Annotated in this window: 23 protein-coding genes; 10 read left to right on the forward strand and 13 right to left on the reverse strand. The window is 71.7% G+C overall.

The window, feature by feature from the left end; all coding sequences use genetic code 11:
- Positions 1-217 precede the first annotated feature (217 nt).
- Together ACIRVH_RS24575 and groL are read left to right on the forward strand one after the other, a co-directional pair.
- Positions 218-424 (forward strand): cold-shock protein, encoded by a 207-nt coding sequence (locus ACIRVH_RS24575; RefSeq protein WP_019057200.1) that lies wholly within the window; start codon positions 218-220, stop codon positions 422-424.
- 328 nt (positions 425-752) lie between these two features.
- Positions 753-2,375: a chaperonin GroEL gene (gene groL / locus ACIRVH_RS24580; RefSeq protein WP_145876015.1), complete on the forward strand. Its 1,623-nt coding sequence runs from the start codon at positions 753-755 to the stop codon at positions 2,373-2,375.
- A 90-nt stretch (positions 2,376-2,465) separates the two neighbouring features.
- On the opposite strand, the gene ACIRVH_RS24585 is transcribed toward groL, so the two are convergent.
- The 5 genes from ACIRVH_RS24585 to ACIRVH_RS24605 all read right to left on the reverse strand — a co-directional run bounded on the left by ACIRVH_RS24585 (position 2,466) and on the right by ACIRVH_RS24605 (position 6,020).
- Positions 2,466-3,158, reverse strand: coding sequence for a class I SAM-dependent methyltransferase (locus ACIRVH_RS24585; protein ID WP_403956680.1), 693 nt, complete (start codon positions 3,156-3,158; stop codon positions 2,466-2,468).
- Positions 3,159-3,162: 4 nt separating this feature from the next.
- Positions 3,163-3,834 carry a Uma2 family endonuclease gene (locus ACIRVH_RS24590; protein WP_403956682.1) on the reverse strand — a complete coding sequence of 224 codons (672 nt, stop codon included), beginning with the start codon at positions 3,832-3,834 and terminating at the stop codon, positions 3,163-3,165.
- Between the two features lie 58 nt (positions 3,835-3,892).
- Positions 3,893-4,723, reverse strand: coding sequence for a hypothetical protein (locus tag ACIRVH_RS24595; RefSeq protein WP_403957143.1), 831 nt, complete (start codon positions 4,721-4,723; stop codon positions 3,893-3,895).
- Between the two features lie 267 nt (positions 4,724-4,990).
- The gene (locus ACIRVH_RS24600; RefSeq protein WP_403956684.1) at positions 4,991-5,197 is read right to left on the reverse strand and encodes a DUF397 domain-containing protein; all 207 of its coding nucleotides are present in this window, start codon (positions 5,195-5,197) and stop codon (positions 4,991-4,993) included.
- Positions 5,181-6,020 (reverse strand): helix-turn-helix domain-containing protein, encoded by an 840-nt coding sequence (locus tag ACIRVH_RS24605; protein ID WP_403956686.1) that lies wholly within the window; start codon positions 6,018-6,020, stop codon positions 5,181-5,183. The genes ACIRVH_RS24600 and ACIRVH_RS24605 overlap by 17 nt, the downstream gene beginning before the upstream one ends.
- Positions 6,021-6,136: 116 nt before the next feature.
- On the opposite strand from ACIRVH_RS24605, the gene ACIRVH_RS24610 reads away from it, so the two are divergent.
- The 4 genes from ACIRVH_RS24610 to ACIRVH_RS24625 all read left to right on the forward strand — a co-directional run bounded on the left by ACIRVH_RS24610 (position 6,137) and on the right by ACIRVH_RS24625 (position 9,494).
- On the forward strand, positions 6,137-6,370 hold the full coding sequence (locus ACIRVH_RS24610; protein ID WP_403956688.1) for a hypothetical protein: 234 nt from the start codon (positions 6,137-6,139) through the stop codon (positions 6,368-6,370).
- Complete coding sequence (locus ACIRVH_RS24615) at positions 6,367-6,594, forward strand: hypothetical protein (protein ID WP_403956690.1); 228 nt, start codon at positions 6,367-6,369, stop codon at positions 6,592-6,594. Before ACIRVH_RS24610 ends, ACIRVH_RS24615 begins: the two co-directional genes overlap by 4 nt.
- 145 nt (positions 6,595-6,739) lie before the next feature.
- Entirely contained in the window at positions 6,740-7,867 is a 1,128-nt protein-coding gene (locus ACIRVH_RS24620; RefSeq protein WP_403956692.1) for an NADH:flavin oxidoreductase, read from the forward strand.
- Between the two features lie 79 nt (positions 7,868-7,946).
- A complete protein-coding gene (locus tag ACIRVH_RS24625) occupies positions 7,947-9,494 on the forward strand; it encodes a carboxylesterase/lipase family protein (RefSeq protein WP_403956694.1) in 1,548 nt (515 codons plus the stop codon).
- Here the strand turns inward: ACIRVH_RS24625 and ACIRVH_RS24630 are convergent.
- The 5 genes from ACIRVH_RS24630 to ACIRVH_RS24650 form a co-directional block, all read right to left on the reverse strand.
- Positions 9,491-10,060 carry a hypothetical protein gene (locus tag ACIRVH_RS24630; protein ID WP_403956696.1) on the reverse strand — a complete coding sequence of 190 codons (570 nt, stop codon included), beginning with the start codon at positions 10,058-10,060 and terminating at the stop codon, positions 9,491-9,493. The two genes, ACIRVH_RS24625 and ACIRVH_RS24630, sit on opposite strands and share 4 nt — an antisense overlap.
- Before the next feature lie 260 nt (positions 10,061-10,320).
- Positions 10,321-10,536, reverse strand: coding sequence for a hypothetical protein (locus tag ACIRVH_RS24635; RefSeq protein WP_403956698.1), 216 nt, complete (start codon positions 10,534-10,536; stop codon positions 10,321-10,323).
- A 31-nt stretch (positions 10,537-10,567) separates the two neighbouring features.
- Complete coding sequence (locus tag ACIRVH_RS24640) at positions 10,568-12,058, reverse strand: PTS transporter subunit EIIC (protein WP_403956700.1); 1,491 nt, start codon at positions 12,056-12,058, stop codon at positions 10,568-10,570.
- Between the two features lie 16 nt (positions 12,059-12,074).
- Positions 12,075-12,998: an N-acetylmuramic acid 6-phosphate etherase gene (gene murQ / locus ACIRVH_RS24645; RefSeq protein WP_403956702.1), complete on the reverse strand. Its 924-nt coding sequence runs from the start codon at positions 12,996-12,998 to the stop codon at positions 12,075-12,077.
- Between the two features lie 35 nt (positions 12,999-13,033).
- Positions 13,034-13,939 (reverse strand): MurR/RpiR family transcriptional regulator, encoded by a 906-nt coding sequence (locus ACIRVH_RS24650; RefSeq protein ID WP_403956704.1) that lies wholly within the window; start codon positions 13,937-13,939, stop codon positions 13,034-13,036.
- Positions 13,940-13,994: 55 nt separating this feature from the next.
- On the opposite strand from ACIRVH_RS24650, the gene ACIRVH_RS24655 reads away from it, so the two are divergent.
- Both ACIRVH_RS24655 and ACIRVH_RS24660 read left to right on the forward strand, forming a co-directional pair.
- On the forward strand, positions 13,995-14,378 hold the full coding sequence (locus ACIRVH_RS24655) for a hypothetical protein (RefSeq protein WP_403956706.1): 384 nt from the start codon (positions 13,995-13,997) through the stop codon (positions 14,376-14,378).
- Between the two features lie 7 nt (positions 14,379-14,385).
- A complete protein-coding gene (locus ACIRVH_RS24660; protein ID WP_403956708.1) occupies positions 14,386-14,667 on the forward strand; it encodes a DUF4031 domain-containing protein in 282 nt (93 codons plus the stop codon).
- A 27-nt stretch (positions 14,668-14,694) separates the two neighbouring features.
- Here ACIRVH_RS24660 and ACIRVH_RS24665 read toward each other — a convergent pair whose 3' ends face one another.
- Positions 14,695-15,795, reverse strand: coding sequence for a GNAT family N-acetyltransferase (locus ACIRVH_RS24665; RefSeq protein WP_403956710.1), 1,101 nt, complete (start codon positions 15,793-15,795; stop codon positions 14,695-14,697).
- 27 nt (positions 15,796-15,822) lie between these two features.
- On the reverse strand, positions 15,823-16,467 hold the full coding sequence (locus ACIRVH_RS24670) for a hypothetical protein (protein WP_403956712.1): 645 nt from the start codon (positions 16,465-16,467) through the stop codon (positions 15,823-15,825).
- A 50-nt stretch (positions 16,468-16,517) separates the two neighbouring features.
- On the opposite strand from ACIRVH_RS24670, the gene ACIRVH_RS24675 reads away from it, so the two are divergent.
- A complete protein-coding gene (locus tag ACIRVH_RS24675) occupies positions 16,518-17,186 on the forward strand; it encodes a maleylpyruvate isomerase family mycothiol-dependent enzyme (protein WP_403956714.1) in 669 nt (222 codons plus the stop codon).
- Between the two features lie 77 nt (positions 17,187-17,263).
- Positions 17,264-17,971, forward strand: a complete 708-nt coding sequence (locus tag ACIRVH_RS24680; protein ID WP_403956716.1) for a copper homeostasis protein CutC — start codon at positions 17,264-17,266, stop codon at positions 17,969-17,971.
- Here the strand turns inward: ACIRVH_RS24680 and ACIRVH_RS24685 are convergent.
- Entirely contained in the window at positions 17,968-20,043 is a 2,076-nt protein-coding gene (locus tag ACIRVH_RS24685) for a HelD family protein (protein ID WP_403956718.1), read from the reverse strand. The two genes, ACIRVH_RS24680 and ACIRVH_RS24685, sit on opposite strands and share 4 nt — an antisense overlap.
- Positions 20,044-20,209: the final 166 nt, after the last annotated feature.

Below are 20,209 nucleotides of genomic sequence, written 5' to 3' on the forward strand. Positions count from 1 at the left end.
CCGACTTGCCCTGAATTCGGACGAATTCTCGGCAGATTCCGGATCGGGCGCGTCCAGAATTCTCGTCCGATTGACCTGTTGCAGAGGGCAGTTGGACAGATACATTCAGCCGCGGTCGACGCGTTCCGGCGCACGCCCCCGACCAATGGGGGGTGAGGTCTGACCCGGGTCCGCGAAGTGTGGATCTGTGCAAGGGCCAGTAATAGGGGAGTTAGGCATGGCTCAGGGCACCGTCAAGTGGTTCAACGCGGAGAAGGGGTACGGCTTCATCGCGGTCGACGGTGGTGCGGATGTTTTCGTCCACTACAGCGCGATCCAGATGGACGGTTACCGCACCCTGGAAGAGGGACAGCGGGTCGACTTCGAGATCTCGCAGGGCCAGAAGGGCCCGCAGGCGGACATGGTCCGGCTGGCGACCAGCTGAAGCACGCGTCGACTGAACAGCGACGTTCTTCTGTTTCATCTTCGAAGGGCCCGCACCTCCCGGGGTGCGGGCCCTTCGTCATGCCCGGCGCTCCCCTGTTCGCGTGCGGCTGAGTGCACCCTCCGGCACCCCCGAGGCGCTTGCACTCGGGGGTGCCGAGTGCTAATCATTGGCGTTAGCACTCTGAAGGTGAGAGTGACAAAGAAGGACCGGGTCGGTGAGGCCCGCAGGCCAGGTGGGGCAAGGAACCACAGGTCGGCGAGCCGTCCGTCGCGGGCGCGGGCGCGGTCCGAAGGAATCACCCCCAGTCCTGGAGGGACCACTTCACATGGCCAAGATCATCGCGTTCGACGAGGAGGCGCGGCGCGGCCTCGAGCGCGGCATGAACCAGCTCGCGGACGCCGTCAAGGTGACGCTCGGCCCCAAGGGCCGCAACGTCGTCCTCGAGAAGAAGTGGGGCGCCCCCACGATCACCAACGATGGTGTCTCCATCGCCAAGGAGATCGAGCTCGAGGACCCGTACGAGAAGATCGGCGCCGAGCTGGTCAAGGAAGTCGCGAAGAAGACGGACGACGTAGCCGGTGACGGCACGACGACCGCGACCGTCCTGGCCCAGGCCCTGGTCAAGGAAGGCCTGCGCAACGTCGCCGCCGGTGCCAACCCGATGGCCCTGAAGCGCGGTATCGAGAAGGCCGTCGAGGCCGTCTCCGCCGCCCTGCTGGAGCAGGCGAAGGACGTCGAGACCAAGGAGCAGATCGCCTCCACCGCGTCCATCTCCGCCGCCGACACCCAGATCGGCGAGCTGATCGCCGAGGCCATGGACAAGGTCGGCAAGGAAGGCGTCATCACCGTCGAGGAGAGCAACACCTTCGGTCTGGAGCTCGAGCTCACCGAGGGCATGCGCTTCGACAAGGGCTACATCTCCGCCTACTTCGCGACCGACATGGAGCGCATGGAGGCGTCGCTCGAGGACCCGTACATCCTCATCGCGAACTCCAAGATCGGCTCCGTCAAGGACCTGCTCCCGCTCCTGGAGAAGGTCATGCAGTCGGGCAAGCCGCTGCTGATCATCGCCGAGGACGTCGAGGGCGAGGCCCTGTCGACCCTGGTGGTCAACAAGATCCGTGGCACCTTCAAGTCCGTCGCCGTCAAGGCCCCGGGCTTCGGTGACCGCCGCAAGGCCATGCTCGGCGACATCGCCATCCTCACGGGCGGCGAGGTCATCTCCGAGGAGGTCGGCCTCAAGCTGGAGAACGCGACCCTGGACCTCCTGGGCCGCGCCCGCAAGGTCGTCATCACCAAGGACGAGACCACCATCGTCGACGGTGCCGGCTCCTCGGAGCAGGTCGGCGGCCGGGTCAACCAGATCCGCGCCGAGATCGAGAACAGCGACTCCGACTACGACCGCGAGAAGCTGCAGGAGCGCCTGGCGAAGCTCGCCGGCGGTGTCGCGGTCATCAAGGCCGGTGCCGCCACCGAGGTGGAGCTCAAGGAGCGCAAGCACCGCATCGAGGACGCCGTCCGCAACGCGAAGGCGGCCGTCGAGGAGGGCATCGTCGCCGGTGGTGGCGTGGCCCTGCTGCAGACCTCCGGTGTCTTCGAGAAGCTGGAGCTCGAGGGCGACGAGGCCACCGGTGCCGCCGCTGTGAAGCTGGCCCTGGAGGCCCCGCTGAAGCAGATCGCCGTCAACGCCGGCCTCGAGGGCGGTGTCGTGGTGGAGAAGGTGCGCAACCTGACCCCGGGCCACGGCCTGAACGCCGCGACCGGCGAGTACGTCGACCTGGTCGCCGAGGGCATCATCGACCCGGCGAAGGTGACCCGCTCTGCTCTGCAGAACGCCGCCTCCATCGCCGCGCTGTTCCTCACCACCGAGGCCGTCATCGCCGACAAGCCGGAGAAGGCCGCCGCGGCCGCTCCGGGCGGCATGCCGGGCGGTGACATGGACTTCTGATCGACCTGACGGTTGATCGCCTGTCCTACGGACCGAGGGCGGTGCTTCCAGCTTCTGGCTGGGGGTGCCGCCCTCGGGCGTTTTCAGGGCTCAGGTGTCCTGATCAGTCGGTTCCTGAGAGTAATAGGAGCCCACTGCGGGCTGACCCGTGTAGTTCGGCCCGGCGGCGGGATCGGCACCGACGTAGCGGAACGGCGGTCGGATGTCACGGGCGCCATCGAGGGTGAGGCGGTGGTGCCGGGAGCTGTAGCGGAACCCGGCGGCGCGGAGGGCGGAGAGGGCGGCCCGCCCGGCGGGTGAGCCGTCGGCCCAGCGGACGGAGTCGGGGTCGAAGTGGGTGATGAACAGTCCGTCGGGGGTGAGCCATGAGGCGGCCCGGCACAGAAGCCCCAGCTGATCGCCGATGTAGTGGAGACCGTGTACGCAGGTGATGAGGTCGTACGTCCGTGAGGGCGCCCAAGAGGAAACGGAGGCGACGATCTCCTCCAGGACGGGCGGCGTCGGCGCCCCGGGCGCGAGCGGCCCCACGAGGTCCACGGCGGTGAGCACGGCGTCGCTCGACAGGGCACCGGCCGCCTCACGCAAGGCCCGGCCCTCACCACTGCACAGGTCCAGCCAGGAGGGAGCGGGACGACCGGCCAGCCGGGCGAGGGGATCGAAGCCCAACTCGCGGGCGTAGCTGTTGACTCCGGTGAGCCCGCGTTCCCGGTTCATGGAGTTGTTGGCCACGACGGAGGACCGCTCCAGCTCGTCGCTCGCGGAGATCAGTGGGGGTTTCGGCATACGGTCAGTCTGCGTAGTCCTTGAGCTCCTCGGTCTCCAGGGTGATGCTCACCGGCGGTGGGAGCTCGACGGCGGCGCCCCAGGGGTGGGACGGGGACTGCTGGTAGCGGCCGTCCTTGGGCTCGCTGTAGACGGTGACCGTGTTGTTGTCGCGGTCGATGAGGTGACAGACGGGGATGTCGACTGCTCCGTAGCCGACGGGCTTGTCGACGCGGTCGCGCTGGTTGGTGTCGCGGTCGTGGGAGGTGATCTCCACGGCCATGAGGGCGCCGTCGGCCGGGGACCAGTTGCCGTGTCCCTTGAAGTGGCCCCTGGGCGCGAGAAAGCCGTCCGTGATGGCGCGACCCTTACGGTATGCCTCGGTCTTGACACCTCGTTCGGGCACGAGGTTCAGCTCGGGGCGCTGTTGCATGCACTGACGGAGCAGCCACATGAAGATCTCGCAGTGGTTGCCGTCCGGCATTGCCTTGACCTCTAGCTTTCCGTGGCTGTACTCGAGCCGGACGGTCTCCGGCGCCCGGCGTGCGAGTTCCTCGAAGTCCTCGACGCTGAGCGGATCCTTGGTGCGGACGCGCCCGTCGACGAATTCGAGCTGCACACCCTCCGGGGCCACGCTGGCGAGTTCCTCGAAGTCCTCGATGGGCATCTGCGGGCGTTCAGCGGTGCTGGGGGTCATGGCGTCGCCTCCTCCCCTCCATCGTGCCCCGGGTGGTGTCGTCGGACCGTAGGAGCGGTCATGCGGGTGTCCTCTCTCGTCGCTTCAGGGACATCGCAGCCCGGATCTCGCCCGCGCGGGCGAGCACTGCGGGGGCGGGCAGGGGCGTACGGGGGTGCGCGGGAGCGCGTTCGCCTCGGCACCCGCCGCACACGCCCCCCGGCAGCGCTTCCGGCCGCCCCGGCACCCCGCACTCGGCGCACTCCAGGAACCGGCGGGGCAGGCGCGGGGCGGGTGGTGGTTCCGGCGGAAGTTTGTCGGTCAACCGGCGGCGGAGCAGGGCCGCCGGGCTGTGCACGGGCGTCGGCAGCCCTGCGGTCAGCGCGGTCTGGAGCATCTCCTCGGTGGCCCCGCGCGCGAACCACTCCTCCACCAGCGGGGCGAGCGCCGCGCAGTCGGCGGCGGAGAGGGACAGGACCGGGGCCGTACGCCCCAGGGCGGCGAGGAGGATGTGGGCGCGGGAGCGGGTGGGGCGGGCGCGTTCGTCCGGCGGCTGCTCCGGTTCCGGTACGTCGCCTCGCGTGAAGGCCGCCCACCAGGCGTCGTCGCGCGCGGTACGGGACCACCACGATCGGGTGATCCAGCGCGAGCCGCCCGAGTCGCTCTCCAGCCGCTCCCTCCCTCGCCTCAAGTGCCCTGCCCGCTGGAGGCTGTTGAGGGCGGTTCTGAGCGCGCACTGGCCGTACGGGAGCTGCTTGGCCAGTGTCTTCACGGAGATGTCGGCGCCTTCGGGAAGGCGGTCGACGTACGCGGCGATGGCGGCTTCGCGAGGCGGTAAGTGCGCGAAGTCGTGGTTGGTGCGGGTGAGTTGGTCCGGTGTGGAGCGCTTGCCGTAACCCGGATTGGCCATCGGGTGCGGGGACGCGTGCGCGGGCAGGGGGGCAGGACTAAAGTTGGCTTCAGCCACGGGATCGGGTTCCGTCCGGTCTCGTTGGTCAAGCCCCCGCAGGTGTTGGTAGCACCTGACGGGGGCTGTTCGTTATGCGGGCACGCTAGAGCCTCGTGACTGTCCGTCGCAAGTCGGTCGCGCCAAGTCAACGCGCAGGGTGGGAGGGTGGGTTGAACCCACCTCCCCTTCCATGCAAAGAGGGCTCGGGGCTTGGCGCTTGAGCCTCGGCTAGGCCCGCTTCAGGTCTTCGACGAACGCCGACCACGCCTCGGCCCGGAACGCGAGCTTCGGGCCCTGGGGGGTCTTGGAGTCGCGGATGGGGATGAGGGCGGGGTGGCTGACCGCAACTTCGAGGCAGTTGCCGCCGCCACCACCGCTGTAGCTCGACTTGATCCATGCAGCCGTGCTCAGGTCGTAGTCAGCGATGTTCCTCATGGGCGTAATCCTCCGCCAACGCCTCGATCAGGGCCAGGGACTTCTCTTGCGAGAGCGCGGAGGCCACGAGGAGGTCGTACACGAACCTGAGTCGGGCGACAGCGGCCGGGTCGTCCTCCAGCCGCCCGCTGCGTACTCCCTCAAGGTAGACCAGCGGAGGGGCGCCCTCGAAGTCCATCAGCTTGAGGGCACCCTCCATCGCCGTGTGAGCCCCCGCGCTGAGCGGCAGCACCTGCACGATGACCCGGCTCCGACGGGCCAGGCCGGCGATGTGGCGCAGGGCCTCCGCCATCACTGCCCGGCCACCGGTCTCCCGGCGCAAGGCCGCCTCGTCAAGCACCGCCCACAACAGCGGCTTTGTTGGGTGGTCGAGGAGACGGGCTCGCGCCATCCGTCCCTCCACCCACTCCTCGATGGTCTCCTCCGGCGTCGTCGGGTCGTACGCGCGGTTCACGGCCCGCGCGTACTCGGCCGTCTGGAGCAGCCCGGGGATGAGAAGTGGCGCGTACTCCCTGATCGCCGTGGCCTGAGCCTCCGACTCCGCCACCTCCGCGAAGTGCTGCGGGTACTTCGTCTTGGCCGCCGCATTGCAGTTCCTGCTGAAGAAGCCCCCCATCTCCAGAACTTCGTCCAGCAGCGCCGCGTATTCGGGCTGCATCCGCCGAGTCCCCGCCTCCAGCTGCCCGATGAACGACCCGCTCACGAACAGCCGCTGGCCCAGCTGCTCCTGACTCAGTCCCTTCCGCTCGCGTGCATGCCGTAACTCGGCACCCAGCAAGGCGCGGGGCGACGACGACGGATCGAGGTCCTTCGGTCCTGCCATGGCAACTCCCGGGTCGTACAAGCAGGGTTGTTGGGACGCTGTGTCTAGCCAGGCTAGAGCGCTGATGGACACGCTGTGTAGTGAACGTGAACACCCAGCGTGGAGGGATTGGCGCAATGAACACGAAGGAAATGGCGGCGGACGACCGGCCCGCCCGCTCCGCGGCGGAAGCCGTCGAGCGGCTGCGCGCGGCCCTGTACGAGGTCGGGATCATCCTGCCCTGGCTGCGGATCGACCAGGTCACCGGCGCCCACGGCCACCCCTACGCCCTCGTCGACCTGGGCCGCTGCAACCTGGGTGTGGCCTCGCGGCTGGCGGCGGTGCTGCGGCGGCCGGGCGGGGATGCGTGACCGGGGAGATCGGGACGTACGCCGTCGACGTACGGAGCGGGCGGATCGGTGAGGTCATGGCGCGCGTAGGAGGTTATGTGCAGCTCCGGCCCGGGGGCGGCGGGCGGGAGTGGGACTGTCCGCCCGCGGAGCTGGGAGAGGCGGCGCCGGACGAGGTGCTGCGTGAAAAGGTGCGGCGGCTGAACCGGGACGCCCGCTCGCGCGCAGCGACCGAGCTGCCCTGAGGGCCGGCGGGCGTGGCCGGGATCACAAAGTGGTCGGGCCGGACTTGGAATGTGCCGCACCGCATAGGTGGTTCTTTGAGGAGGTGCAACAATGCGTGTGCACATACCAGCTGGTCAGACCGAGCAACACTCGAGGAGCCCCCACGTGACCGACACGACGCCTCCCGCCTCCCGCGCGGCCCAGATCCTCGCCCGTCCGATCAGCCTCAACGGGCTCACGGTTCCCAACCGGATCGTGATGGCGCCGATGACCCGCATGTTCTCCCCGGGCGGCATCCCCGGCGAGGACGTGCGGTCGTACTACTCACGCCGTGCCGCCGCCGGTGTCGGTCTCATCGTCACCGAGGGGACGTACGTCGGGCACGAGTCGGCCGGGCAGAGCGACCGTGTGCCCCGGTTCCACGGCGAGGAGCAGCTGGCCGGCTGGGCGAAGGTCGCCGAGGACGTGCACGCGGCGGGCGGCACGATCGTGCCGCAGCTGTGGCACATCGGCATGGTCCGCAAGCAGGGCGAGCCGCCGATCGCGGACGCTCCCGCCGTCGGCCCGTCCGGGCTGGTCACCGAGGGTGCCGAGCCCACCGGCAAGGCCATGACCCAGCAGGACCTGGACGACGTCGTCGCCGCGTTCGCCCAGGCCGCCGCCGACGCCGAGCGCATCGGCTTCGACGGCGTCGAGCTCCACGGCGCCCACGGCTACCTCCTCGACCAGTTCCTGTGGGCCGGCACCAACCGCCGCACCGACGCCTACGGCGGCGACCCGGTCGCCCGCACCAAGTTCTCGGCGGAGATCGTCGCCGCGGTCCGCGCGGCCGTCTCCCCCGAGTTCCCGATCCTCTTCCGCTACTCGCAGTGGAAGCAGCAGGACTACGGCGCCCGTCTCGCCGAGACCCCCGAGGAGCTGGAGGCGATCCTCACCCCGCTGGCCGCCGCCGGCGTCGACGTCTTCCACGCCTCCACCCGCCGCTACTGGCTGCCCGAGTTCGACGGCTCCGACCTGAACCTCGCGGGCTGGACCAAGAAGCTCACCGGCAGGCAGGTCATCAGCGTCGGCTCGGTCGGCCTCGACGGCGACTTCATCAACGCCTTCCAGGGCGAGGGCTCCCCGGTCAAGGGCATCGACAACCTGCTCGACCGCCTGGAGGCCGACGAGTTCGACATGGTCGCCGTCGGCCGCGCACTGCTCCAGGACCCGGAGTGGGCGGCCAAGGTGCTCGCGGACCGCGTCGACGAACTGAAGCCGTACGACGCGGCCGCGCTGAAGACCCTCAGCTGACCTGGGCCGAAGTGGCCGAGTTCGCCGGGCACTTGTGATCGTTCCCGTCCGTTCCCCTGATGACCAGTGAGGAGCGAGCATGACGACGAGCGAGTCCGGGGCCCGGGCGGCGGAGACCGCCGGACCTGTGGTGCGCACCGCCTCCGGCGCGGTGCGCGGCCGCCACGAGGACGGTCTGGCGGTCTTCCGAGGCATCCCCTTCGCCGAACCCCCGGTCGGCGAGGCCAGGTTCCAGGCCCCGCGCCCGGCCCGGCCCTGGGACGGCACCCGGGAGGCGTACGCCTTCGGGCCCCCGCCTCCGCAGGACTTGGGGGTCCAGGCGGGTGGGGTGACCGGCCCCACCGGTGACGACTGGCTGACCGTGAACGTGTGGACGCCCGGCCCGGACCCGTCCGCCGGCCGCCCGGTCATGGTGTGGATCTACGGCGGCTCGTACAAGATGGGCCACGCCGGTCAGCCCGGCTACGACGCACAGCGCATCGCCCGGGACGGCGACGTCGTCGTGGTCACCTTCAACTACCGCGTGGGCATGGAGGGCTTCACCCTCCTGGACGGTGCGCCGGCCAACCGGGGCCTGCTGGACCAGGTGGCGGCCCTGGAGTGGGTGCGGGAGAACATCGCGGCGTTCGGCGGCGACCCCGGCCAGGTCACGGTCTTCGGCGAGTCGGCCGGCGCGGGCTCGGTGGCCTCGCTGCTGGCGATGCCGAGGGCCCGCGGACTGCTCCGGCGGGCGGTGGTGCAGAGCCTGCCGGGCACGTTCTTCTCCGCCGAGCTGGCGCGTGACATGGCCGGGGCGCTGGCGGCGGAGGCGGGGCGGCAGCCGACGGCGGCGGATCTGGCCGCGGTCGACCCCCGTGAACTCGTCGGCGCCGGACAGGCGTTGAGCGCCAAGATGCTCCAGTACACGGACAGATGGGGTCAGGCGGCACCGACGGTCACGCCCTTCTCCCCGGTCGTCGACGGAGACATCCTGCCCGCCGCCCCCTGGCAGGCCCTGGCGGCGGGCGCGGCAAGGGACGTCGACCTTCTGGTGGGCCACAACCGGGACGAGTTCCGTCTGTTCCTGGCCATGGGCGGCATGCTCGGCAAGATCACGGAGGACCGGGCGACAGCGGCGCTGCGGATGTTCGCCCCGGGCGGCGCGGCGGGCGAACAGGCCTACCGCTCGGCCTTCCCGGACGCCTCGCCGAGCGACCTGTTCGAACGGGTCCAGACGGACTGGCTGTTCGGGATGCCGAGCCTGCATCTCGCCCAGGCCCAGCTGGCGGGCGGCGGCAGGGCCCACGTCTACGAACTGACCTGGGAGGCGCCGGGCAGCGGCGGTGTCCTGGGCGCGTGCCACGCCCTGGACGTCGCCCTGCTCTTCGGCACGTACCGCGGCGTCCTGGGCGGTCTGCTCTTCGCCGGGGCGGACATACCGGCCGAGGCGGAGCAGCTGTCCGCCCGCTTCCGCCGCGCGTGGACGTCGTTCGCCCGCACCGGAGACCCGGGCTGGCCGGCGTACGACACCGAGGCCCGCCCGGTGCAGATCCTGGACGCCGAGCCGACGATCGCGGCCTACCCGGAGGAGCGCAGCAGGCGCCTCTGGGAGGGCTACGACTTCCAGCCCCTGCCGCTGCTCGGTTAGAGGTTGCCCAGGGGTTCGATGTCGACGTGCACCGGCGTCCCCCAGATCCGCAGCACCTCGTAGTCGGTGAACTCGTGCACGAGCCGGTACGCCATGGCGGGCCGGGATCCGCGTCGCTGGGCGGCCAGATACGCCTCGGCCTCGTGCCGGTCCCGCCGGGGCGTCCCGCACAGCTCCCACTCGCGCCCGTTCCAGGCCTCCGGCAGCCACCGCTGCTGGGGCTGGGGGCGGTCGGCCCGGACGCCGTAACGGGAGGGGGCGGTGGCGACCGGCTCGGCCGCGCCGGGCCTGCCCTGGAACTCCGAGCGCCGGGCGGCCCGGCGCCGGGTCTCGCAGAGCAGGCAGAGATCGGGGGCGCTCTCGTCGACGGGCCCGTGCGGATGCTCGGGGCACCGGGTGGAGGGGGCACCGGCCGTGACGCTCTCCTCCAGCAGGTCGAGAGCTCGCCGTAGATCGGCCTTGACCTCGTACAGCCGGGCATCCGGGGTGTCCCCGGTGAGCGCCTCCCCGTGCTCCCCGAGCAGCCGAAGGGCGCGACCGAGGGCGGTGAGCTGGGCGTGGTTCATGGTGTCGACGGTAACGCGGGACGGCTTGCGGCCGGTGGGTGGGCACCCGGCCTCCGGCCGGGTTTCGTGTTCCCACCCGCACCACCCGTGCGGGTTTCGTGGTCGGGTGCGGGTGGCCCTTGCGGGGCGGATTCGTCGTCGGCGGGTGCGGGCGGTCTTTGTGGGGCGGATTCGTCGTCGGCGGGTGCGGGCGGTTCTTGTGCGCCAGGGGGATTCGCCTGCGGCGGCCTGTGGTGGGTGGTCGCTGCCGTGCCGGCCGGTCAGCCGTCGTTGCGGATCAGGCTTCCCTTGCCGCAGGCGGGGGCGGCGTCGGCCAGGGGCAGCGGCGAGACGGATGTGACCGCCGGGGTCACGACGAGGTCGCTGGCACACAGGGCGGTCGCGGTGGCGGTCCAGTGGTCGTCGGCGTGGGCGGGGGTGGCCAGGGCGGCGCCGCAGGCGGTCAGGGCGGCGGTGGCCAGAAGCTTCTTCATCATGCCCGGCGCAACGACCGGTCCCGACGGTGCGTCACGCCGGTGCGGCCACCCGGGAGCCGCGGGGGAAGCCGAAGAAGTACGTCGCCGCGAACCCCACCGCGTAACCGGTGAGCAGTCCGCCCCCGTAGACGGCGGCGGTCATCCCCGGCCCTCTGTTCCCCGCCAGCAGTGGGAACAGGGCCCAGCCCGACGGGCCGATGGCCGTGGCCCCCACCTTGTCCCCGAGCATCGCGAAGAACCCGATGAAGGCTCCTCCGGCCGCGCCGCCCGCGCAGGCCGTCACGAACGGGCGGCCCAGCGGCAGGGACACCCCGTAGATCAGCGGCTCGCCCACGCCCAGCAGACCCGCCGGGAGCGCGGACCTGATCGTCGTACGCAGGGAGACGTCGTGGCGCAGGCGGACGTACACCGCCAGCGCCGCGCCCACCTGGCCCGCGCCCGCCATGGCCAGCAGCGGGAGCAGGACGGTGTAGCCCTGCTGCTCGATGAGGGTGGTGTGGATGGGGATCAGGGCCTGGTGCAGACCCAGCATGACGAGGGGGAGGAACAGGCCGCCGAGGACCAGTCCGGCCAGGGCTCCGGTCGTGGCCAGCAGCCAGTTCGCCGCCGTACCGATCGCCGAGGCGACCACGCCGGCCGCGTACATCAGGCCGTACAGCGTGACCAGGCCGGAGACGAGGACGGTCACGGTCGGGGTCAGCAGCACGTCCAGCGCTCCCGGCACCCGGCCCCGGCACCACTTCTCCACCCGTGTCGCCAGCAGCGCCGCCGCGAGCGCGCCGAGCACCCCGCCCTGGCCGGGCACCAGCTGCACCCCGAACGCCGTCACCTTCGCCACGCCCGGGTAGACGACCACGGCGGCCACGGCGCCGCCCAGCACCGGCGTGCCGCCGAACTCCTTCGCGGTGTTGTACCCGACGAACACCGCGATCAGCGCCATGAACGCGGAGGCGACGGCGGCCAGGGCGGGGGTCAGCCCGGGCAGCCAGCCGGCGTTCACCAGCAGCCCGTTGATCCCGGCGAGGATGCCGCAGCCGATCAGGGCGGGGATGAGCGGCACGAAGACGGCGGCGACACGGCGGAGGGCGGTCTTGAAGGGGGTGGCGTTGCGCTGCCGGAGCTGCTCCTTCAACCGGCGGCCGGCCGCACCGGTCGGTGGATCACCGGCCGGCAGATCACCGACGTGCGGCTGCACAGCCGCCGTGCTCTCGCCGACCCGCGTGTGCGCGGCCACGGCACCCGCGGTCGCGGCCGTCGCGGTGACCTCGTCGACCTGGATCCGCACCGCCGCCGTGACCTCGACGACGACCCCCGGCCCCAGCACGACCTGCAAGGACGACTCCCCGTCCGCGACGACCCCCAGCACTCCGGGCAGCCCCCGCAGCCCTTCCCCGTCCACCGCCGCCGGATCGGCGACGCACAGTCGGAGCCGGGTCATGCAGTGGGCGACGGAGGTGACGTTGGCGGGGCCGCCGACCCGGGTGAGGACGGCGGCTGCGAGGGAGGCGGGGTCGTTGCGCACGCCCCGAGCGTGCGGCTCAGGTGCCCGCGACCGCCAGCGCGGCACGCAGATGACCGCCGGAGTCCTCCAGAAGGCGGGCGGCCGTCGGGCCGTCGACGCCGGCGAGGATGGTCAGGACGGCGTTCTTCACCTCGCCGCCGGACTCGGTGAGCGCCTTCTCGATCTCCTCCGCCGAGGCTCCCGTGGCCAGCGCGACGATGCGTCGGGATCGGGCCCGGAGCTTGTCGTTGGAGGCGCGCACGTCGACCATCAGGTTCCCGTAGGTCTTGCCCAGGCGGATCATCGTGATCGTCGACAGCATGTTGAGCACCAGCTTCTGGGCCGTGCCCGCCTTCAGCCGCGTCGAGCCGGTGATCAGCTCGGGCCCGACGACGACCTCGATGCCGTGCTCGGCGGCGGCCGCGAGCGCACTGTGCTCGTTGCAGGCCAGCCCGATGGTCAGCGCCCCGAGCGCTCGGGCGTGCTCGACGGCGCCGACGGCGTACGGGGTGCGGCCGGAGGCCGAGATGCCGACGACGGCGTCCTCCGCACCGACCTTCAGCGCGTCCAGGTCCCTGCGGGCCAGCTCCTTGGAGTCCTCGGCGCCCTCGATCGAGGTGACCAGGGCCTCGGGGCCGCCCGCGATCAGGCCGACGACCTGGGCGGGGTCGGTGTTGAAGGTGGGCGGGCACTCGGAGGCGTCCAGCACGCCGAGGCGTCCGGCGGTGCCGGCACCGGCGTAGACGAGACGTCCGCCCCGGGCCATCCGCTCGGACACGGCGTCGACGGCGGCGGCGATCTCCGGCAGCCGCGCACCGACGGCGTCGGGCACGCCGGTGTCCTCGCGGTTCATCAGACGGGCGATGTCGAGGGTGGGCAACCGGTCGATCTCGGCGAGTTCCGGCCGGAAGGCTTCGGTGGTGAGGTACTCCAGCTCGTTGCGCAGGTCATGGGAGGTCATGGGGGGTGGCTCTCTCCGATTCGCGTGCTCTTCACTCACCTGGGATGGGTGCGGTGCCGGTGCGCCAACGCCTCGTAGGACGCGGCGAGCGCGGGCGCCGCACTCTCGTACGTCCGCTGTGCCACCCCCACGAACAGGCAGTCCACCACCAGCAGTTGACTCGTCCGCGAGGACATCGCGGCCGGCCGCAGCTCGGTCTCCCGGGAGGTCGACGTGGTCAGGACGTGGTCGGCGTACTGGGTGACCGGCGAGTCCGGGCGGCCGGTGATGGCCACCGTCGTCGCCCCGTGCTCGAAGGCGACCCGGAGCGGTTCGATGACGTCCCCGGTCGACCCGGAGTGTGTGATCGCTAGGGCCACATCACCAGAACGCAGCTGCACCGCGTTGGTCACGGCCAGATGCGGATCGCTGTGCGCGTGGGCTATGAGCCCGATCCGCAGCAGCTTCTGCGTGAGGTCCTGGGCGACCAGACCGGACGCCCCTATGCCGTACACGTCGGTGCGGCGGGCGCCGGCGAGCGCGGTGACGGCCGCGCCCAGCTGGGCGGTGTCGAGTCCGGCGGCGGTGTCGGCGAGGGTCTGCTGCTCCTCGTAGGCGAGCTTGGCGACGACGTCGGCGATGGGGTCGTCCACCGCGATGTCCGTCGTGATCGCGGGCGCCCGGCCGGACTGCTGCTGCGCGGCCAGCCCGGCCAGGGCGAGGCGCAGATCGCGGTAACCGGGATAGCCGAGCAGCCGGGCGGTGCGTACGACCGTCGCCTCGCTGGTGCCGGTCAGTTCGGCCAGACCGGTGACCGTGAGGGCCGCGCACCCCGCCGGGTCGCCCGCGACCGCCTCGGCGACACGCTGCATGGACCGGGTCATGGAAGGGGCGAGGGTGCGCACCTTGGCGGCGAGCGAGCCGCCCGGACTTCCGAAAATTTCCTTCAGGTCCTGGGTCACCAATGAAAGATATTTTCGTTTCGGTCTCCCGGTCAAGAGTGCGCACAATGGGACCATGGAGTCGCTGTCCCCGCTTGAGCAGGCGCTGCACGCCGCCCGCGCGCTGGTGCTCGCCGACCTGGTCGCGGGCGACGTCGCCGAGGCCGACGTGGTCTCCCTGGTCGAGGACTCCGTCACCCAGCGCCGCTGGTGGGTCGAGCAGTGGCCGGACGGCGTCGAGTACGTGGCCGGGCTGGTCGCGCAGGACGTCCAGGACGCGCTGCTGGAGCGGTACGGCCGCTGGCCGCTGTGCCCGGTGTGCGGCTCGGGCGACCCGCACGCGCTGGACGTGGAGCCGGAACTGGGGCCCGACCCGTACTGGGTGTGCAGCAAGGCGGGCGTGAAGGTGGCAGCGGTGGGTTCGCTGGGGTGGGCCACGGGCGGGACGCAGTCCTCGTGAGGTTGCCGTGACGGTGTACATCGACCCGCCGTCCTGGCCCGGCCACGGACGCATGTGGTCGCACCTGGTGAGCGATGCGTCCTTCGACGAACTGCATGTGTTCGCGGCGGAATTGGGCGTACCCCGTCGAGCCTTCGAACGCGACCACTACGACATCCCGTCGCACCACTACGCGGACGCGGTGGCCGCCGGGGCGGTGGAGATCGGCTCCAAGGAACTGGTCCGCAGGCTCACGGAAGCGGGGTTGCGGCGGCCCAAGGGCCGGCCGGCTCCTTCGGTGCGGGACTGAACCGGGTTCGGGGACGCGAGTGGGTGCTCACCGCCGCCGGATGTGGAGCTGCAGATCGCTGTCCGCGCCGTTCTCCTCCTGCGCCGCCCGCTCCTCCTCCACGGTGGCCCGGGTGAACCCCGCCCGGGACACCACGCGCTGCGAGGGGAGATTGTCGCCCTCGATGGTCGCGAACACCGTGTCGACGTCGTCCCGGGCCAGCGCCCACTCCGTCAGCATGCGCAGGGCCTCGGTCGCGTAGCCCTGGCCGCGGGCGCCCTCGACCAGGTCGTAGCCGACCTCCACCCGGCCCTCCTCGTCCGGGACGCCGTGGAAGCCCATGCCGCCGATGGCGCGGCCGTCCTCATGGCGTACGAGGGCGAAGACGCCGAACTCGGGCCGATGCACGCCCGATTCATAGGCCTTCATCATGTAGGTCGAGGCCACTCGCGTGCCCTCGAAGGGCCCGCCCTCGAGCCACTCGAAGCCGCCGTCGCCGCCGAGGCGGAGGTCGCGGGCGGCGGCCGGGCGGACCCCGACCAGGGCGAGGCGCTCGGCGGGTATGACGAGGTTGTTCTGCCAGCGCCACTCGGTGACCGGGGCACGGCCGGGCAGCTCACCGCGGCCGGTCGCCCACAGCAGGGTCGGCCAGGGCGCCGGGCCGGGCTGGACGTGCGGGAAGAGCCAGGTGAGGACGGCCTCGGCCAGTTCCTCGGCCGGCTCGTAGGCGAGCCCGAGTCCCTCGGCGATGTCATGCGTGTGCAGCAGCACCTCGGCGACACCCATCGCGGCGAAGCCTTCGCGGTCGGCGCTGCCGAAGGGGTACGGATGGACGGCGCGGACCCCGCGAGGGGTGGTGCGGACGACGGCCGCGAGCAGGGCGCCGGTCGACCGGATCACGTCCAGCACAGCGGCGTTGTGGGCGTCCTCGTCCACGGTGACGTCGAAGAGGAGCCAGTCCTGGGCGCCTACGGCCAGTCGGCTCGCGTAGCCCATGAAGGCGGTCACGATGTGGTCGGCCGTCTCCCGGCAACTCCACTCCAGCCGCCCGGCCCTGACGCCCTTCCAGTCCCGCTCCACCGCCGTGCCGAGCACCGCCGTGCTGCCCTCGACGGCCGCGATCACATCGTCCCCGTTAATCGGTCGCATGGGGCGAACCCTAGGGTGCGGTGTCCCTCAGGTCGACAGCATTTCCAGCTCGCCCGCCAGGTTGTAGCGCGCCGTCGCCTCCCAGTGCTCCCGCCCGTACGGGGTGTGGAACAGGCGGGGCAGATCCAGGAGTTGGCGCAGGATTCCCGAACGGCCCTCGCGGAAGGCCTCGTTGGGGACGAAGTGGTACTCCTCGCGGACCTCGGCGGTGTAGGTGGCGTACGCCGACGGGGGTGCGGCGAGGATGGCGAGGTCGGCGTCGCAGAGGACCTGGCCGTTGCGGTCGTCGTCGGTGGGGTCGTGGGTGATGGTGAGGCGGACGAGACGGGCTGCCTCGGCCGTCCTTGCCTCCGGTACACCCGCCTCGCGCAGGGCGCGCTCGGCCAGGTGCGCGGACCGCTCCTCGTTCTCGGAGCGGTCCGGCAGGTACACCGCGTCGTGGAACCAGGCGGCCAGGCGGACCACGTCCGGATCGGCCGCGTAGGTCTCGAGCACGTCGATGTGGTCCAGGACCGCGGTGAGGTGGGCGAGCGTGTGGTAATGGCGCTGGGGTTCCTGCCAGCGGGTGAGGAGGTGGTCGGCGTAGGGGGCCGGGTCGGGGCCGTCGCCGGGGGCGCGGGCTCCCTCCAGGGCGTGGGCGAAGCGGAGGCGCAGGGCGTCGAGGTCGGCCATGTGCTCATTCTTCCGTGACGTGCGGCGGGCGGCGCCCCTAGCGTGGGCCCATGACTCACGTAGAGGAAGCACGGGATCCCGAACTCCCCGGTCGGCTGCTGGAGGTCGAGCGGGACGCGCTGGTACCGCTGCTGCGTTCGCGTGCGGACGCCGACTTCGCGCTGCCGACCGTCGCGTGTCCGGGGTGGACGGTGCGGGATGTGCTGGCGCACTGTTCCGCCGCGCTGATGCGGGTCGTGGAGAGCCGGTTCGAGAAGGGGGTGTTCTCGCCCGAGTCGAACGACCGGGACGTCGCCGAGCGCGCGCAGTGGACGAACGCGCAGGTCGTGGACGAGCTGGAGCGCGGGATGACCGAGGCGGGGCCGGTGATCGCCAAGGCGGGCGGGGTGCTGGACATGATCGCATTGGGGGAGTGGGTGCACGCCGGTGACGTGCGGGACGTGCTCGGGGTGCCGGGGGCGTACGCGGGGGCCGGTCTGCCGGACGCGCTGACGCTGCTGGTCCGCGTCACCCGGGAGAAGAAGCACGTGCCGCTGCACGCCGACCTCGACGACGTGGACGATCCGCTGCGGCTGGGGGACCTGGCCGCGGGGGCTCCGCCCGCCCGGTACATCGGCTCGGCCGCCACGCTCGTACGGCTGTACGCGGGGCGGCCGCTGGACGGAGCCGCGTACGCGCTGGCCGGCGCGGCGGAGGGGGATCTGAACATCTTCGGATGAGGGGCGGCCCGGGCGGGTACGGAACCGGCGTAGTCTTGAATTGGACTAGACCTGTAGTCGCCGATGAATGGGGTGCCATGAGCAAGCGTGCAGTCCTGGAGGTGATCGCCCTCGACGTCGAGGACGCGGTCGCCGCCCAGGCCGGAGGCGCGGATCGTCTGGAGCTGGTCACCGAGATGGCGGCCGACGGGCTCACCCCGTCGGCGGCCACCGTCGCCGGGATCCGGGCCGCCGTCGACATCGACCTGCGCGTGATGCTGCGGCTGGCGAACGGGTTCGCGGCCGGAGACCCCGGGGACGTCGACCGCCTGGTCCGGGTGGCGGGCGAGCTGCGGGAGGCCGGTGCCGACCAGTTCGTGCTCGGGTTCCTCGATGCGGACGGGGGCGTCGACCTGGACGCGGTGGAGCGGGTCGTCGCCGCGCTGGGCGGCTGCAGCTGGACCTTCCACCGGGCCATCGACCGCGCCGCCGACCGCGACGCCCTGCGCAAGCAGCTCGCCGACCTGCCCGGCCTGGACACGTACCTCACCGCCGGCTCCGCCTCCGGCGTCGACGAGGGCCTGCCGACCCTGGTCGCCGAGACACGCCGACGGGGCGAGCCCGGTTACGACCAGACGATCCTCGTCGGCGGCGGCCTCCGCCTGGACCACGTCCCGGCCCTGCGCCACGCCGGCATCGACGCCTTCCACATCGGGGGCGCGGCCCGGCCGCGGGGCTGGGAGGGGCCGGTCTCGGTGGACGCGGTCACGCAGTGGCGGCAGATGCTGGACGGCGAGGCCGCCTAGGGCACTTCGGGGAGCGCCTGCTCGGCGAGTTGCGGGGGCAGCGGCGCCGCGTGCGTCACGATCAGGCCCGACACCGCTCGGGTCAGGGCCACGTACAGGCGTCGCAGGCCCGTGCGTTCGTCCGGCTCGCCGTCCACCACCGCCTGGGGCTCGTCCAGGACCACGTAGTCGTACTCCAGACCCTTGGCGAGGGAAGCCGGGACCAGGGTCAGCCGGGTCTCGCGGGTGGTCTCCTCGCCCGGGGCCAGGTAGGTGATCCCGGCCTCGGTCAGGGCCTCGGCGAGCGCCGGGATGCGCGCGTCGGCCGCGATCAGGCCGGTCGAGCCCTCGTTGCCCAGCAACTCCGCGCAGGCGGCGATCACTTCGGCCGTCTCCGTCGCGGTACGGACCTCGAAGAAGCCCGGGTTCTCACGGACCGAGGCGACCGGGGTGAGACCGGGGGCGATGTGGGGGAGGAGGCGGGAGGCGTAGGTGATGACGTCCGTGGGGACGCGGAAGCCCGCCGTCAGCTCCTCGATGATCCCCTCCCGCTTGCCGAGGTGGGCCAGCGCCTCGTCCCAACTCCGTGTCGCCCAGGGGGTGGTGCCCTGCGCGAGGTCGCCCAGGACGGTCGCGCTGCCGGTGGTGCAGCGGCGGCCGACGGCCCGGTACTGCATGGGGGACAGGTCCTGGGCCTCGTCCAGGACGACGTGCCCGAGCGAGTGCGTGCGCTGGGTCAGGTCGGCCGCCTCGTCGATCAGCACCGCGTCCGCCGCCGACCACGTGGCCGACTTCACGCTGCGTACGGGCTTCGCCCAGAGGATCGTCTTCTGCTCGTCCTCGTCCAGGATCCCCTCGGCGTGCTCGGCGAGGAAGTCGGCCTCCGTCAGCAGGCGCAGGACCAGTTTCGCCGGGTCCACGACCGGCCAGACCGCCTTCACGGCCGCCTTCACCGCGCTGTTGCGGGCGACCGCGTCCTGCACCCGGTCGTCCGGCGCCTCCCCGGCCCGCTCCATCTGCACCAGCACCGCGTGCGCGATCCGCTGCGGCAGGGCCTCGCGGGCGGCGCCGTAGCGGATGTCCCGGTCGAGCAACTCGCGGACGAGCTCCTCCAGTTCGTACGCCGGTACCCGCCAGCGCCGCGAGCCGCGTACGACGACGACCGGCTCGGTGGGCATGGTCACGTGCGAGTACAGGGCCCGGCGCAGCACCTCGGCCATCCGGGCGTCGCCCTTGACGACGGCTGCGATCGCGTCGTCCGTGCCGCGCACCTCCACATGGGCGACCAGGTCGTCCACGGTCGCCTGCTGCACGGTCAGCTCGCCGAGCGCCGGGAGGACCTGCTCGATGTAGTGCAGGAAGGACTTGTTCGGGCCGATGACGAGCGTGCCGGTGCGGGCGAGCCGCTCCCGGTGGGCGTAGAGGAGGTAGGCGACGCGGTGCAGGCCGACGGCGGTCTTTCCGGTGCCCGGGCCTCCCTGCACGCACACGGTTCCGCCCAGCCCGCTGCGGACGATCTCGTCCTGCTCGGGCTGGATGGTCGCCACGATGTCCCGCATGGGGCCGACGCGGGGCCGCTCGATCTCCTGCTGGAGCAGCTTGCTGGTGGCGGCCGCCTCTGCCGGGTCGGACAGGTGCTCGTCCTCGTACGCGGTCAGGTCGCCGCCGGTGTAGCCGAAGCGGCGGCGCAGCCCGATGTCCATCGGGTCCTTCTTGGACGCGCGGTAGAACGGCTGCGAGACCGGGGCGCGCCAGTCGATGACCATGGGGTCGCCGTCGCCGTCGTGCACATGCCGCCGCCCGATGTAGAACCTCTCGCCCTCGGCCCCTTCCGCCTGGCCGGCGCCCGGGGCGTGCAGGTAGTCGAGCCGCCCGAAGAAGAGGGGGGTGTCGCTGAGGTCGGCGAGCGCCTTGATGCGCTCGTCGATCTGGCGGGCGAGCACCTCGGCGTTGACCCAGTTCGCGGTGACGTCGCGGATGTCCAGTGCCTCGACGTCCTCGCGCATGGCGCGCAGTGCGGACCGGGAGAAGGCGAGGTGGCTGCGTTCCCGGGCGAGCGGGTCGTCGAGCGGTTCGTGGGCGGGCGTGGACAAGGGGGTGCCTCCGGATCTGCTCGTGGCATGACTGGGGGCCGCCCGGTTTCCGTGCGGGCGGCGGCACTCCGTAGGGAGGCGGGCAAGAGCGGAGATTGTAGGTGGGGTGGCCGGGAGGAGGCCAATGAATTTCCGCGTGGCGTCCCCCGGAGGTCGTGCCCCCTAG

The sequence above is a fragment of the Streptomyces sp. NPDC101165 genome, assembly GCF_044768135.1.
Taxonomy (GTDB): Bacteria; Actinomycetota; Actinomycetes; order Streptomycetales; family Streptomycetaceae; genus Streptomyces.